This is a genomic window from Myxacorys almedinensis A, from assembly GCF_010091945.1.
Classification (GTDB): domain Bacteria; phylum Cyanobacteriota; class Cyanobacteriia; order Leptolyngbyales; family Leptolyngbyaceae; genus Myxacorys; species Myxacorys almedinensis.
The window spans coordinates 69,035-82,763 of record NZ_WVIE01000012.1 but is presented as its reverse complement, the minus strand read 5'-3'; the positions used below and the strand labels follow the sequence as shown (position 1 = coordinate 82,763).

Annotated in this window: 11 protein-coding genes; 9 read left to right on the top strand and 2 right to left on the bottom strand. The window is 50.1% G+C overall.

Annotated features, from left to right (window positions below):
* Positions 1–115: 115 nt before the first annotated feature.
* From rseP to rpsN, 3 genes are all read left to right on the top strand, one after another.
* Entirely contained in the window at positions 116–1,234 is a 1,119-nt protein-coding gene (rseP, locus tag GS601_RS12085; protein WP_162423535.1) for an RIP metalloprotease RseP, read from the top strand.
* Positions 1,231–1,920 (top strand): endonuclease III, encoded by a 690-nt coding sequence (gene nth / locus GS601_RS12080; RefSeq protein WP_162423534.1) that lies wholly within the window; start codon positions 1,231–1,233, stop codon positions 1,918–1,920. The genes rseP and nth overlap by 4 nt, the downstream gene beginning before the upstream one ends.
* 116 nt (positions 1,921–2,036) lie before the next feature.
* Positions 2,037–2,339: a 30S ribosomal protein S14 gene (gene rpsN, locus GS601_RS12075; RefSeq protein WP_162423533.1), complete on the top strand. Its 303-nt coding sequence runs from the start codon at positions 2,037–2,039 to the stop codon at positions 2,337–2,339.
* 65 nt (positions 2,340–2,404) lie between these two features.
* Here the strand turns inward: rpsN and GS601_RS12070 are convergent, their stop codons facing one another.
* The gene (locus GS601_RS12070) at positions 2,405–2,734 is read right to left on the bottom strand and encodes a hypothetical protein (protein ID WP_162423532.1); all 330 of its coding nucleotides are present in this window, start codon (positions 2,732–2,734) and stop codon (positions 2,405–2,407) included.
* A 99-nt stretch (positions 2,735–2,833) separates the two neighbouring features.
* Here GS601_RS12070 and aat point away from each other — a divergent pair, with 99 nt between their 5' ends.
* The 3 genes from aat to GS601_RS12055 all read left to right on the top strand — a co-directional run bounded on the left by aat (position 2,834) and on the right by GS601_RS12055 (position 5,474).
* A complete protein-coding gene (aat, locus tag GS601_RS12065) occupies positions 2,834–3,412 on the top strand; it encodes a leucyl/phenylalanyl-tRNA--protein transferase (protein WP_162423531.1) in 579 nt (192 codons plus the stop codon).
* Between the two features lie 213 nt (positions 3,413–3,625).
* On the top strand, positions 3,626–4,261 hold the full coding sequence (locus tag GS601_RS12060) for a DNA-3-methyladenine glycosylase family protein (RefSeq protein WP_338017025.1): 636 nt from the start codon (positions 3,626–3,628) through the stop codon (positions 4,259–4,261).
* 103 nt (positions 4,262–4,364) lie between these two features.
* A complete protein-coding gene (locus GS601_RS12055) occupies positions 4,365–5,474 on the top strand; it encodes an S-(hydroxymethyl)glutathione dehydrogenase/class III alcohol dehydrogenase (RefSeq protein WP_162423530.1) in 1,110 nt (369 codons plus the stop codon).
* 220 nt (positions 5,475–5,694) lie between these two features.
* Here GS601_RS12055 and GS601_RS12050 read toward each other — a convergent pair whose 3' ends face one another.
* Positions 5,695–7,017: an MATE family efflux transporter gene (locus GS601_RS12050; RefSeq protein ID WP_202925042.1), complete on the bottom strand. Its 1,323-nt coding sequence runs from the start codon at positions 7,015–7,017 to the stop codon at positions 5,695–5,697.
* 239 nt (positions 7,018–7,256) lie between these two features.
* Here GS601_RS12050 and fghA point away from each other — a divergent pair, with 239 nt between their 5' ends.
* From fghA to GS601_RS12035, 3 genes are all read left to right on the top strand, one after another.
* Positions 7,257–8,105, top strand: a complete 849-nt coding sequence (gene fghA / locus GS601_RS12045; RefSeq protein ID WP_162423529.1) for an S-formylglutathione hydrolase — start codon at positions 7,257–7,259, stop codon at positions 8,103–8,105.
* A 177-nt stretch (positions 8,106–8,282) separates the two neighbouring features.
* Positions 8,283–9,419, top strand: coding sequence for an N-acetylmuramidase domain-containing protein (locus GS601_RS12040; RefSeq protein ID WP_162423528.1), 1,137 nt, complete (start codon positions 8,283–8,285; stop codon positions 9,417–9,419).
* A 562-nt stretch (positions 9,420–9,981) separates the two neighbouring features.
* Positions 9,982–13,638 (top strand): ATP-binding protein, encoded by a 3,657-nt coding sequence (locus GS601_RS12035; RefSeq protein WP_162423527.1) that lies wholly within the window; start codon positions 9,982–9,984, stop codon positions 13,636–13,638.
* Positions 13,639–13,729 lie beyond the last annotated feature (91 nt).

Genomic DNA, 13,729 nt, shown 5'->3' with positions numbered 1-13,729 from the left:
AGGTTTTCTGGCAATTTCATTCGCTACCAATCTCCCTCGTAGTGAAGTTTTGTGACAGTCCTGCTCAGCCTCTAGAATAGAGAAAGTTCTCAATACGGTTTGCAGGTTTTCGCCTATGTCAGTTTTGGCGGTCATTCTTCTTTTAGCGGTTCTCATTTTTGTTCATGAGTTGGGTCACTTCTTAGCGGCGCGGCTGCAAGGAATCTATGCAAATCGCTTTTCTCTTGGGTTTGGGCCGATCGTTTGGAAATATCAAGGCACGCAGACTGAGTATGCCCTTCGTGCCTTACCCCTCGGTGGCTTTGTCGGATTTCCCGACGATGATCCAGATAGCAACATTCCACCAAACGATCCAAATTTGTTGAAGAATCGCCCCGTGCTGGATCGGGCGATCGTTATTAGTGCAGGCGTGATTGCCAATCTTCTGTTTGCTTACCTCGTTTTGGTCGCTCAGATGGGATTGGTGGGAATGCCAAGTATTCAATACAATCCTGGCGTCCTGATTCCCAAGGTGATGCCTCAAGATGTGGCAGCCCAAGCCGGGGTGCAAGATGGAGATGTGGTGCTGGCGATCGATGGCAAGCCGGTTCCGTTTACCCAGCGCGAAACTTCGACCTTGGAAATTTCGACCGAAGCCACCACAGCCCTAAGAAACGCAATCGAGTCTCATCCCAATCAGCCCCTCAACTTGCTGATTCGACGTCAGAACGACCAGGTTAACCTGACTGTAACCCCCAAGGAAGCTGAGGGCAAAGGCAGAATCGGCATCCAACTCCAACCCAATATCCAACCTCAACCCGATGGCAAACTTACTTACTACAAGCGCACGAGCACCGTCTTGCAGTTGTTTAGCTGGGCAGCGGATGAGTTTCAGCAAAATGTTGTCCGTACGGTGCAAGGCTTTGGGCAACTTTTGAGCAATTTCAGTACGACTGCCGAGCAGGTTGCAGGTCCGGTCGCGATCGTAGCAACGGGCGCTAGAATTGCCCAGTCTGATGCCTCTAGTTTGTTTAACTTTGCCTCCCTAATCAGCATTAACCTTGCCATCATCAATATTTTGCCGCTGCCAGCATTAGATGGCGGACAGCTAGCCTTCTTGCTTGTCGAAGGGGTACGGGGCAAGCCTTTGCCCAATCGCATTCAGGAAGGGGTCATGCAAACGGGCTTGGTGCTGCTGCTTGGATTAGGCGTTTTCCTGATCATTCGAGATACTGTCAACTTGATCCCCCAGTGAGCATCACTCGAAAAACTTCCGCCAAAAAACAGCGTGCCCTAGAGCTTCTGATGCGACTGAAACATCTGTATTCTGACGCGCCCTGCACGCTAGATTACGATACTCCGGTGCAGTTGATGGTTGCCACTATTCTGTCGGCTCAGTGCACCGATGCCCGGGTGAATCTGGTGACGCCTGCCTTGTTTTGTCGCTTTCCGGATGCGGCAGCCTTGGCAGGAGCAGACCTATCAGAGCTAGAAGAACTGGTGCGATCGACAGGCTTCTATCGAAATAAGGCAAAAAACATTCAGGCGGCGTGTCGCATGATTGTGGAAGACTTTAACGGCAGCGTTCCCCAAACGATGGAAGCGTTGCTCAAGCTTCCGGGGGTGGCCCGAAAAACTGCTAATGTCGTGTCGGCTCACGCCTTCGGGGTGAATCTGGGGGTCACGGTCGATACCCACGTCAAGCGGCTTAGCTATCGATTGGGCTTGACCAACCATACCGAACCGGTGAAGATCGAGCGGGATTTGATGAAGCTGATTCCGCAGCCCGACTGGGAAAATTGGTCGATTCGGTTGATTTATCACGGGCGTGCTGTGTGCAATGCTCGAAAACCAGAGTGCGATCGCTGTGCTCTGGCTGACCTTTGCCCCTCTGCTTTTCTAGCCGCGCAGCCTGAGAAAACCGTAGCAGCCCAGGGATAAACACAGGGATAAACAGGGATAAAAGGGGTTGTTCGTTGAAGATCAGCTAGCTATTCCACAGCATTATTGAGTACAATCAGAAACAGTGTCTTTACAACAAGGTTCAAAATCGATTCATGGCTAAGAAGAGCATGATTGAGCGCGAGAAAAAGCGCCGCAAGACGTTTGAGAAATATGCTGAGAAGCGGACTGAACTGAAAAACCAGTTTGAGGCGGCGACGTCTCAGTCCGAGAAGTTAGAAATTCACCGCCAAATTCAGCAGCTTCCTCGCAATAGCGCTAGAGTCCGCCTCCGCAATCGCTGCTGGGTTACGGGTCGTCCGAGGGGGGTATACCGGGATTTTGGGCTATCTCGCCACTGCATTCGTGAGATGGCGCACCAAGGGCTGCTTCCGGGGGTAGTCAAGTCTAGCTGGTAGTCAGCGTTGGGGTTTGAGGAATAGATTCGTAAATCCTTGAGCCTCAGTGCGTCTCCGGTTTCTGCTTATTGCCCACAACAGCGATCGATGCCCAAGCTGTCGAGCAGCAGGTCGCTGACGGCATTGGCGATCGCAAACTCGCTGTAGAAACTTTGAGAAAAATCGAAAGCCTGCATTTCAGCAATAATCGCCATCACTAGAGCACCTAAGTCGTCTTCTCCCTCCATTCGCTGTCTGACAAAAATTTGTGCAGCGCGGCGAGCAATGACTTGATTAATGATTTCTGGTAAAAATTCTGTATCTAGCCAGTGCTGGAGCTTTTGTTGTAGCCATTCTCCTTCTCGCTCTGGGTGATGAGCAGGCGGTAAAGTAATGGACGGGATCGGTTCAACCATTGAAGGGTCGCTCTTAACAAAGCTATCTAGACGAAAACTATCTAGACTATAACGCTCTTGTTCTCCTCTATCTATTAAATATCGTCTCGGTTCTGCCTCATGCTAATTGACGTGCCATCCATTATCGAGGGGTATGCCCAAGGGTATTTCCTGATGGCAGATGAATCAGGAGCAGATTTAGCGTGGTATACGAGTCGTGAACGGACGCTGATTCCGCTGGATGAGCAATTTCGGTATCCGCGATCGCTCCGGCGAATTCTCAATCAGGAGCGGTTTTCGGTGGCGATCAATCGGGACTTTAACGCCGTCGTGGAAGGGTGCGCCGATCGAGACATCACCTGGATTTCACCAGAGCTAAAGAAAATTTATTGGCGGCTTTACCAAGAAGGCTGGGCTTACAGTTTTGAGACGTGGCAAGGGAATGAGTTAGCTGGCGGAATCTTAGGTCTGGCGATTCAAGGGGCATTTATTGGCGAATCAATGTTTTATCGGATTCCAGACGGCTCGAAAGTGGCGATGGTTAAGTTAGTCGAACACTTGAGAACGAAACAGTTTGTGCTGTTTGATGCCCAGATGATGAATCCGCATTTAGAACGGTTTGGGGCATTTCGAGTTGGTGGACGGAGATACAAGGATTTGTTGCGGCACGCGTTAGAGCGCGACTGCGCGATCGTGTGATGGGATGAACCCGCATCAGTTTCACCAGTGCCTTTTCTTGGTGCCCTAATGGTTAACTTTATAGGTTCTCGGCTAGGCTTTCATACCCAATTAATCTGTAAATGCTACAGATGTGCGACCTCCCCCAACCCCGCCTAAGTCAGGAGGGGAGCCGGAAAGTCCTTCCTGAGCAAGGGGGGATGCCGTAGGCAGGGGGGGCGAGGATCTGTCGCCGTGAACAATCAATTTGGTATTAGTATGGATTACGCGATCGCACTCAAGTCTCTTCGGGCATCTGATCCAATCTTAGGACAAGTGATTGATCAGATTGGTTGTTGCACATTAGATCAGACCCAGCATCCTGGAGATTTACTTTATTCTCTATCGCGATCAATTATTTATCAACAGCTTTCTACAGCATCAGCAACAGCAATTTATCAACGTTTTACACAACTTTATGCGGGTCAAGCATTCACATCAGATGCCATTCTCAGCACACCTGATGAAACGCTGCGAGGAGTAGGGCTTTCCCGTCAGAAAATTGCCTATCTCAAAGACCTAGCCCAGAAAATATCTGATGGGTTACCCGCGATCGCAGACTTAGAATTACTGGATGATGAAACCATTATTCAGACCCTAACGCAGGTGAAAGGAATTGGAAGATGGACGGTGCACATGCTGCTGATCTTCCGGTTGCACCGTTGGGATGTATTGCCAGTCGATGATTTGGGAATTCGGGCTGGAATTCGTCGAGTGTATCAACTAGCAGAGCTACCCAACAAAAAAACCGTCGAAGCGATCGCTCAACCGTGGAGGCCCTATCGTACGATCGCGAGTTGGTATCTTTGGCGCGCTCAAGATAATTTGTGATGACAAGGTGGCACCAACGGGTAAATCAGCAGTAGACTAACGTTTGCGGCTTCACAGCCATCGATTCTATTCCGCAATGCCGATCTATTTTTAGGAGCAAGTCATGGACGTTAAAGCTGCCGTCGCTTACGAAGCTGCCAAACCCCTCACGATCGAAACTGTACAGCTAGAGGCACCTAGAGCCGGAGAGGTACTGATCGAAATCAAAGCGACGGGCGTGTGTCATACCGATGCTTACACCTTGTCCGGATCTGATCCTGAAGGCTTGTTCCCCGCCATTCTAGGGCACGAGGGTGCCGGAGTTGTAGTTGAGGTTGGTGCAGGCGTCACCAGCGTTAAGCCGGGCGATCATGTGATTCCGCTATACACTCCAGAATGTCGCAACTGTGACTATTGTCTAAGCGGCAAAACCAATCTGTGTCAGGCGATCCGGGTAACTCAAGGAAAAGGACTCATGCCCAATGGGACGAGCCGCTTTTCGATTGGTGGAAAGCCGATTCTGCACTACATGGGCACGTCTACATTTGCAAACTACACTGTTTTACCTGAAATTGCCGTTGCTAAAATTCGCAACGATGCTCCGTTTGAAAAAGTGTGCCTGATTGGATGCGGTGTCACAACCGGGCTAGGCGCGGTAATCTACACTGCAAAAGTTGAGCCAGGGGCAAATGTTGTAGTATTCGGTCTCGGCGGCGTAGGTTTGAATGTGATTCAAGGGGCGCGAATGGTCGGCGCAAATAGGATTATTGGGGTTGATCTAAATCCTGATAAACGCGCCCTAGCCGAAAAATTAGGCATGACTCATTTTGTTAACCCAAAAGAAGTAGAAGGCGATCTGGTTGCTCATTTGGTTGAGCTAACCAATGGCGGAGCCGATTATAGTTTTGAGTGTATTGGTAATGTCAAAGTGATGCGGCAAGCATTGGAATGTTGTCATAAAGGTTGGGGTGAAAGCATTGTCGTTGGCGTTGCCGGTGCCGGACAAGAGATTAGTACGCGACCATTTCAACTCGTGACCGGGCGCGTGTGGAGAGGAACGGCGTTTGGCGGGGCAAGAGGGCGCACTGATGTGCCTAAGATTGTGGATTGGTATATGAATGGCAAGATCAATATCGATGATTTAGTCACAAAGGTAATGCCAATCGAGCAGATTAATGAAGCGTTCGATCTGATGCACCGAGGTGAAGTCATTCGTGCGGTGCTAACGTTTTGAAGTTTAAGCGCAATATAGCCGAGGCGTTGCTGATGGAACCATCAATTGCCCTCCTCGCGAAGCAGGTTGAAGACCTCTCCAACCCTTCTTCTCAGGGAAAAAGGAGCTAGAACTGTTGTGCTGTCTCTTGCGGGGAGAAGTGCTAGTTGAGGAATTTTTACCCAGCTTTAGCAATGCCGAGAGGATGTTGCCAAGCTACCGTAACTGTTCTGAAATCAGATCATGAATGTTGAATAGATAGTTTCAAGGCTGGCACAATCAGTAGTGCGGCTCTCAATCCCATAAACAGGGTAAGCGCCATCCACAACAGCGTTGGATTGTGTGTATACCAAGCGATCGCACCTACCGGAGCAAACCCGACGATCGCAGCCCCCACCGCCGACTGTCTCAATATTTTTCCGTCTGTTAAGCCCAGAAAATAGCCATCTAGCATATAAGCGATCGCACCCAACCCCAGCACAGGCACCAACCAGCCCACGTTTTGATGAACTTGAGCCAACACGTCTAAGTGATTGGTGAGCAAGCGAAATAAAGGCATCGGCGCAAGCATAAACGCGATCGCAATCAGCAAGCCTATACTCACGCTGGCAATGCTTGAGAGCAGCAGCAATCGTTTTAATCCGGCGAGGTCTTGTCGCCCCCAAAGTAACCCAGCCCACGTTTCTGTGGCAAACGCAATCCCATCGATAAAATAGGCGGTGAATGATACAACTTGCAATAGCAGTGCATTCACAGTCAAAACACCAATGCCAAAGGCAGAACTTAGATTTGTAAATGCTGCAAAGGTCGTCACTAAAGCAAACGTGCGAATTGTGATCTCTCGGTTTAGGACAAACGCTGCCTTTAAGGCTGGCAGATCGAGCAGTTGATGGGATACCAAGCGAATCTGCGTCCAAGACGTTTCTTGAGCAAACAAGATCAGCGCGATCGCAAGCACCAAATATTGGCTCAGTGCTGTTGCCCATCCTGCACCCGCGCTCTCCCATCCCAATCGAACAATAAACCCATAATTTAAACCAACATTGGCAACGCTGCCGACACCAGAGAGCAACAGCACGCTAGCACTCTGAACCTTGCCTAAAAACCATCCCATCAGTACAAAATTGATCAGCGTTGCCGGAGCACCCCAAATCATGGCACTGTAGTATGCCTGACCAGATTGTTTGACCTCTTCTGTGGCGCTGAGCAGCAAAAAGCCGATTTGCCGGACGGGAGACTGCAATAGCACCAAAAGCAACCCCAACCCCAATGCAATTCCTCCGTTTCGTAAGACAATCAGCAGCACTGCATCATGATCCTCGCGTCCAAGGGCTTGGGCTGTCATGCCGGTGGTGCCCATGCGTAAAAAACCAAACGTCCAATAAAGATAGTTGAAGAGAACTGTGGCTAAGGATACGCCTGCTAAATGGCGGATATCGGGTAAATGACCTAGAAATCCAACGTCGATCCACCCGGCTAACGGAACCATTAAATTAGAGAAAATATTAACGATCGCAAGGCGAAAGAATTGATTTGCAAAGGCAACCCCATTTGATGAACCCATAGTAGAGGAAGAGTCAGACTTCACGTTGGACTTCACGTTGCACCTCGCTAATACCCATGTTTGCCCATGTTTGCTCATGATAAACAACTTCTAGCCCCGTCGCTGCACGGCTTTAACTCCTGAGGCAGCCAAAACAGCATTGAGACTGGCGCAAGGTTTGAGATAATCTAAAGACGATTTCGCAGACTGACGCCCTGCACAAATTGCGTTCCGGTCTCTATTTACTTACTCACAAACTCATGACCCATGACCCTCATCTAATCAGCGAAAGTCTTTCCTTTGAAGGCACGGTGGGTTTCTATAGTCATCATTCCAGCGCCTGCAACGGTGAGATGAAATTTGCAGTCTATCAGCCACCAACGGCGAAAGAACGTCCGCTTCCAGTCCTCTATTTTCTTTCTGGCTTAACTTGCACAGAAGAAAACTTTATGATCAAAGCTGGGGCGCAACGGTTTGCGGCTGAATACGGACTGATTCTCGTGACGCCTGATACGAGTCCTCGTAACGTTGGCATTGTGGGAGAAGAGGAGAGTTGGGATTTTGGCACAGGAGCAGGATTTTATGTCGATGCCACCCAAACGCCTTGGGATAGGCACTATCAAATGTATACCTATGTCACAACAGAGTTGCCTGCCCTGATCCATCATCATTTCCCAGTCGTTCCCAATCGGCAGGGCATTTTTGGGCATTCGATGGGAGGGCATGGCGCGTTGGTCTGCGCGTTGCGAAATCCTGATCGCTATCGATCTGTTTCTGCCTTTGCTCCGATTTGCGCTCCGATGCAATGCCCGTGGGGGCAGAAAGCGTTTTCTCACTATTTAGGATCTGATCGCACCCATTGGCAAACCTATGATGCTAGTGAGCTTCTTCGCATTTCAAAGTTTCATAGCCCAATTTTGATTGACCAAGGCACTAGCGATCAATTTCTGGCGACCCAACTGTTGCCAGATGTATTCCAAAAAGCCTGTGAAGCTGTTGATCAACCGTTAGAGTTGAGATTGCAGCCGGGTTATGACCATAGCTATTATTTTATTTCAACCTTTATCAAAGATCACCTCCGACACCATGCGATCGCACTGAATGCATAGAACTTAATGCAGAGTGCTTTTTCAACCAAAAGGATGCCTGAAACACGAGTGAACCAGAGAAAACCGAAGTAAAATAAATTACAAACTTTACAAAATATACGTAGATTCTGTCAGGAAAGTGCTTTGTTATCAGGCATAAAATAGATTGCCAGCCATCTTAGACAGCAAGCGACAATCATGATTCTCAGCGACATTGCATCAGGTGCGTCCATCTACCCACTCACCCTACTTCGGAGCGATCGCGACCTCACCAAAAACCTTCAACAGCGCCTCACCATCCTAGGTTTCTCTCCTGGGCCCATCGACGGCATCTGGGGCAACAAAACTCAGGCTGCCTTCGATGCGTTTGTCAAAAAGCATCAGCTTAAAGCCGATGAAATTAGCCCTAAAACTGCACAACTGCTATTACCCCCTGTCGTTTCTACGCCACCTCCTGCACCCCAGTCGCCCCCGCCGCCCAAACCGCCTGTCTTACCAGCCAGCCTAAGAGCGATCGCATCCGGCACAGTAACTTGGTTGATCAATCAAATCAGCACAAATCCAGGGTTGTCGAGAGCGGTGCAGCAGAGTTTGGATATTTTAGGACATCAGCCCGGTGTGGCTGACGGCATTTGGGGCAACAAAACTCAAGCGGCTTATTCAGGCTTTGCGAAAATCTATCAGTTTAACCCGAATGAATTGAGTGCCGAAGCGGCGCTTTATCTGCTCGAACCGCCTGTTCCCGGAGTGGCGGTGATTCGCCCCTCTAAGCGGCTAGTCGATAGTGATTATCGGACGATCGCGCAATCGATCGGGTGCTCAGTGGCGGCGGTGCGGGCTGTTGCCGAAGTCGAAGCGGCGGGGTCAGGGTTCTTTCGAGATGGGCGACCCAAAATTTTATTTGAAGCGCATTGGTTTTCTGAGTTTACGAGGGGTCGCTACGATCGCTGGTATGGAGACATTTCTAGCCCTGTTTGGAATCGTCGGCTATATGTTGGCGGCGTTGGAGAATGGGATCGGCTCTACAAGGCTATCTGTCTCGATCGCGAGGCGGCGCTTAAATCTGCCTCGTGGGGACTGGGGCAAATCATGGGCTTCAATCATAGATCGGCTGGATATAGCGACGTCCAGGGCTTTGTTCAAGAAATGCACGACAGCGAAGGCAAACAGTTGCTAGCCATGTTTAACTTCATCAAAGCCAACAAGCTGGATCGATACTTGGCAAATCTTGATTGGGCAGGGTTTGCGTATCGATATAATGGCGAAAGCTATTGGCAAAATCAGTATGATAAGCAGCTAGCGAATGCCTACAGCTATTGGATGAATGCAGCTTAATCGGTGGGGATCGCTCATTCATCATTGGGCGGTCATCCCTCAGCGTTTCTGAGGAATTTTAATACCGATCTAAATAGCAATCACGACCGTATAACCCCTGCCACTCGCAGCACTCCTCACCCAGAGCAGACCAGGAGAGGTTTCCAGAGGCGCGATCGCAGGGCAAATCGGGAGGATGTTATCCCTACCTATTGCAGGTAGGGTTTATTTTTGGTGTAGAACTTGTTTTGGTATGAAATTTACGCTTGGCGTCGATTTATACCTAGATTCAGCAACACCTGGTTTTTGTTTTTTAATGTGAATTTGGCTTTTGAGAATGGGAAAAGAAGCTAGCTTCGCTCTTAAGATAGAGACATAAAATCTTTCTTTTGAAATAGTGTACTTAAATGTTTTAAGTTGGAATCTTGAAAGCGACTTGCTCTGCGATCTTTGACAAATCGCTCGTTTAGCTCAGCACTTTAATATTACTCAACAACTTAATATTAATTTTAATTATGCTTAGCACCTGACACCACCAGATTTCTCCATCGAACCTAACCTGTAGAACAGTACATTTTCTTCCATGACAAGAGAGCCGGAGATTCCAGCAGAGCAGAGGTCAGCGAGTCCTCAGTTTCTTCTAGATGCAGAAGAGACTCGCTCAGATGAAATGCTCACGGCTGAGTACTACAAACGCCAAGCCGAAGCAATTTGCAACAACGCTACGCTCGCTCTTTTTATCATGAATGAGCATCAACAGTGCGTGTTTATGAACGCGGCGGCGGAGAAACTGACGGGATTTCGGTTTGCTGAGGTTAAAGGGCGAGCACTGCACGCTGTCATTCACCATACCCACCCCGATGGTCGTCCTTACCTGTTGGAAGAGTGCCCAATCGATCGGGCCTTTCCGCAAAACAACCAAGAGCAGGGGGAAGAAATTTTTGTTCATAAAGATGGCAGCTTTTATCCAGTAGCGTACACTGCAAGTCCGATCCGCGAAGGAGATAACGTTGTTGGCACGATTATTGAAGTTCGTGATATTACGCGAGAGAAGCTAGACGAGCAAGCACGCGCCGAGCTAGACCAGGCAAAATCAGCCTTTTTTAGTAATATTAGTCACGAGCTTCGCACGCCCCTGACGCTGGTGTTGGGTGAAACAGAGGAAGCCTTGGCAGATGTTGAAGAACCGATGTCTGACCGGCTGCGCGATCGCATCGAAGTGATCCGGCGCAACGGTCAACGATTGCTGAAATTGGTGAATACTCTGCTTGATTTTTCTCGCCTCGAATCGGGACACACCGAAGGGATATACGAAGCCACCGATCTGGCAACCTATACCTCCGATCTTGCCAGCATGTTTCGCTCGACGATCGAGCGGGCAGGATTGCAGCTTGTGGTAGACTGTCCGGCTTTGTCAGAGCCGATTTACGTCGATCGGGGCATGTGGGAGAAAATTGTTTTAAATCTTTTATCCAATGCATTCAAGTTTACGTTTCACGGATGGATTACGATTCGGTTGAGAGAGCGTGACGATCGCGTTGAATTAACTGTTGAAGATACTGGTATCGGAATTCCTCACAATGAATTGCCGAAACTGTTTGAACGGTTTCATCGCGTTGAGGGGGCAGAAGGGCGCAGCTTTGAAGGATCTGGCATTGGCTTATCGTTGGTGCAAGAATTAGTAAACCTGCACTATGGAGAGATTCGGGCAACTAGCACTCCCGGTCAGGGCAGTTGTTTTACGGTGTCTATTCCCACCGGGACGGCGCATCTCCCTGCCGAAAGCCGAGCAGAAATCCGCCGCTTAGATTCGACGATGCTGGGAGCAGGCTCGTTTATTCAAGAAGCTTTAGGCTGGCTGCCCGAACCAGAGGCAAAACCCGATTTCTCGCGATCGCAGGCGGCTGCGCCGGTGGCACGGCTGCTGATTGCTGACGACAATGCAGATATGCGGAACTACCTAAAGCGGCTCCTCAGCCAACACTACGATGTGCACACTGTTGCAGATGGGGTTGCCGCCCTCGATGCCGTGCGATCGCATCTCCCCGATCTGGTGCTCACCGATGTGATGATGCCCGGACTCGACGGCGTTGAACTGCTGCGATCGCTGCGATCTGATCCGCAAACTCAGACGATTCCGATCATTCTGCTATCGGCACAAGTTGCAGAAGATGCCCGTCTCGAAGGACTCGAAGCCGGAGCCGACGACTACCTGACCAAGCCTTTTTCAGCCAAAGAACTGCTCGTTCGGGTAGAGTCGAGCCTTAAACTCGCCCAACAACGACAACGGGGGCGCATCCGAGAGCAAGCCCTGATGAGCGAAGCCCAAACCGCAGAAGCCAATCTGCAAGGCGTTTTGTCTAGCCTCCGCGATGGGTTTCTGATTTTGGATCACAACTGGCACTATATCTACATCAACGATCGCCAACTTGAGATGCTTGAGTTACGGCGCGATCAGGTAGTGGGTAAAAATGTGTGGGATCTCTTTCCCGATTTGGTGGGCAGTGAGTTTTACGATCGCCTGCACTATGTCATGCACGAACACATGCCTGTGCAGTTTGAGTACTACTACACGGCTTGTCATCGCTGGTTTGAAAATCGCGTTTACCCAACCCCAGACGGAATTTCTATCTTGTGTGCCGAGATTACAGAGCGTAAGCAAGCTGAAGCCGCTTTGCGGGAAAGCCAAGCGCGACTACAGTTTTTGCTGAACTCTTCTCAGATCGGCAGTTGGGATCTAGATCTGACGTCCAAACCCATGACAGCCCACCGATCGCTCAAACATGACCAAATTTTTGGCTATGAGTCGTTGCTACCAGAGTGGAACGATGAGATTTTTCTAGCTCATGTGCATCCCGACGATCGCGAGTTTGTCGAGCAAAGCTTTCAGCAAATGCTCTCTACCCATGCAGATTGGAATTTTGAATGCCGGATTATTCGCCCTGATCACCAAATCTGCTGGATCTGGGCGCGGGGCAGTGTTTACTACGATGCCGATGGTGTCCCGATTCGGCTGTTGGGCATGGTGGTTGACATCACAAACCGCAAGCAAGCAGAACAAGAGCGAGAAGACTTGTTACAGCGAGAACAAGCTGCCCGGGCAGCGGCAGAACGAGCCAACCGCATCAAAGACGAATTTCTTGCCGTGGTGTCTCACGAACTCCGCACGCCCATGAATCCGATTTTGGGGTGGGCACGCTTGCTGCACCAAGGCAGACTCAGCGCCGAAAAAACAGAGACCGCGATCGCTACGATCGAGCGCAATGCCAAACTTCAGGTACAACTGATCGATGATCTGCTCGACGTTTCCCGGATTCTGCGGGGCAAAATGAGTCTTGCGATCGCGCCTGTCAATCTCGCTGCCGTGATCTCAGGTGCGATCGAGACCGTCCGCTTAGCCGCAGAAGCCAAGTCACTTTCCATTCACATCACCGGGGCTAAGCCTGGCGTCACGGTGAATGGCGATCCAGGACGCTTGCAGCAAGTGGTCTGGAATCTGCTCTCGAATGCCGTCAAGTTCACCCCTGAAGGAGGACAGATCACCATCGACCTTTCGCCCGTGGGCACCCAAGCTCAAATCCAGGTTAGCGATACGGGCAAAGGCATTAGTGCTGAGTTTTTGCCCTACGTGTTTGAGCATTTTCGGCAAGAAGATGCTGCCATCACCCGCAAGTTTGGCGGTCTGGGGCTGGGGCTGTCGATCGTGCGGCAAATTACCGAACTCCACGGCGGCACCGTCAGCGTAGACAGCCCTGGAGAGGGCAAAGGAACAATATTTACGGTTAAAATTCCGCTTGCTGCTTACCATGCTGAGGCATTGCCACCCGCGCGATCGCACTTTGATCACCGTTTGAGCGACGTTCGCATTTTAGTTGTCGATGACGAAGCAGATTCGCGAGATATCATCACCTTTGTGCTAGAGCAAGAAGGCGCGATCGTCACCTCGGTGGCGTCTGGCTTTGAAGCGCTCGATCGGATCGATCTCATCCACCCCGATCTGATCATTAGTGACATTGGTATGCCAGAAATGGATGGCTATCGACTGATGCATCTGCTGCGAGCCATGCCCCAAGCAAAGACTATTCCTGCGATCGCCCTAACTGCCTATGCCGGAGAATACGACCAACGCCAAGCCCTCAAGGTCGGCTTTCAGCATCACCTGTCTAAACCCGTTGACCTCGATCAGTTAACGCAAGCCATCCATCAAGCATTGTTCAACGCTCATCCTCAACCAGACTAAGCCCCCTATCCTGCCCATTGACGGCAAAGTTGGGCAAAAAAGCGGGATTCTACGCATAAAACGCCCAAAACGCTCTCCCGCCCTTCTTTCT